The organism is Mesorhizobium sp. P3_A9, assembly GCF_056402975.1.
Genome location: NZ_JBFUGJ010000633.1, coordinates 1 through 1,766, shown reverse-complemented (window position 1 = coordinate 1,766; position 1,766 = coordinate 1). Strand labels below are relative to the sequence as shown.

3 protein-coding genes are annotated in these 1,766 nt (G+C 61.8%); all 3 read right to left on the bottom strand.

What is annotated here, in order from left to right:
• The coding region (gene coxB, locus AC1DX0_RS35470; RefSeq protein ID WP_477359118.1) for a cytochrome c oxidase subunit II at positions 1-947 on the bottom strand (947 nt) is incomplete at its 3' end.
• Complete coding sequence (locus AC1DX0_RS35465; RefSeq protein ID WP_477223785.1) at positions 944-1,528, bottom strand: c-type cytochrome; 585 nt, start codon at positions 1,526-1,528, stop codon at positions 944-946. The genes AC1DX0_RS35465 and coxB, both read right to left, overlap by 4 nt.
• A 30-nt stretch (positions 1,529-1,558) precedes the next feature.
• Positions 1,559-1,766: hypothetical protein (locus AC1DX0_RS35460; protein WP_477359116.1), on the bottom strand; the 208-nt coding region annotated here is incomplete at its 5' end.

Genomic DNA, 1,766 nt, shown 5'->3' with positions numbered 1-1,766 from the left:
ATACTGGTCAGCGGCACCATCGGCATGTTGTTTCCGGGCTTCAGCGTCTGCGGATCGGCGATCCATGCGGCCAGTGAACCGCGCGTGGTCTCGACGAGGCCGGCCGCGATTGTTTGACGACTGCCGACATGGGTAAGGTCAGGTCCGGTGGTGCCGTTGGCGGCTGTGCCCCGAATGGTGTGGCAGGCGGCGCACGGCTTTGCCAGAAAAGCCGCGCGTCCGGCGGCGACGTCAGGACCCGTCGTCGGATTTGCATCAGCACTCTGTGACGCGATCCAGCGTGCGTAGTCGGCTGGCGCCTCGGCGATGACCATCACCGCCATATGGCTGTGCTGCAGTCCGCAGAATTCGGCGCACTGACCGCGATAGACACCGGGCTTCTCGGCCCGCAGCAGCAGGCTGTTGGAGCGCCCCGGGACAAGATCCTGCTTGCCGGCAAGACTGGGGATCCAAAAAGAGTGGATGACATCAGCGCTTTCAAGCCGAACATGAACATCCTGACCAACAGGGATGTGAATTTCGTTGGCGGTCTGAAAGCCAGGTGTTTCGGAGGAACCGGCGTAGATTACCTGCCACCACCATTGCTGCCCTCTTACAGTGATCGTTATAGAGGCTTTTTCCGGAAGGCCGATGCCGCGGGTGGTGTAGAAGCTGGCAACCGTCATGCCGGCAATCATAATGGCGGTCGCGGCCACTGCCGCAGTTACGACCACAGTCAGCCGCCGTTGCCGGATTTCCGTTTCGTCCCGCTGGCGTCTGCGCCACAGTGCGCCACCAAGCACGAGCATCACAGCAAGCCAGATTACCGAGCACAGGGCCACGATGCCGATAATCAGGTGTTCGATATGGAGCGCGGGCGCGCCAGCGGGGTCGAGCGCGGACTGGTTTCCGCTGCAGCCGCACGCGATCGTAGCGGCCCACAACGCGATGACGCGCGCGGCTCTCAAGGCGATGGCCCCTGGTCAGGGTGAACCCCCGCCGGCCCCTGGTCGAAGAGGATTTTTGCCGGACCACGATTTTCGGCAGGGCGGGTGTGTTTGTCATCGTTGCGACTGGGCGCCGCAACTTTGGGCTTATAAGCGCCAATCGTTTGAACATAGCCGGCGAGCTGCCATATCTGCTCGGTCGTCATCCGGTCGCGAAAGGCCGGCATCCCATGCGGCCGGCCGTCCCTGACGGACGCAACAATGGACACGATCTCGGGCCCGTACAGCCACCAGCCGTCCAGGAACGACGGACCAGCGCCGCCGCGACCATCACCATGGCATGCCGGGCAGCCGAACCAGGCGTAAAGACGCTTGCCCTGGCTTAAATTGTAGGCGTCCGTTTCGTATGGCTTGCCCGACGCAAAATAACTCGCGGGCGGCGTTCCGCTGATGCCATTTGGCATCAGCCGAAATCCATCAAGATCAGACGCGACAGGCGGATCCAGCCGAAGCTCTCGCGGCTCGCGACGCCATCCCAAGGCGGCGCTGGCGATGCCGAGCGCTATCGCCGCAGCCGCAAAGGCGCCATTCGAGTAGCTCATCTCCCTCTTCATCATTCGCCTACAAGGGACTCAACCATCCTGGGACAGGGTTGATCGGCTCAAACGCACTGGCAAAAGTTTGTACGAAGGGGTCTTGGACTTTGGATCGTGATGCGCCAAGGGAAACAGCGGATTTGTCTCAGGATAGTAAGCCGCACAACAGCCCTTGGGAATGTTGTACCGGACGATCCTGAGGCCACCGACGCTGCGAACGCTGTTGCCATCGATTGCTGTCGTC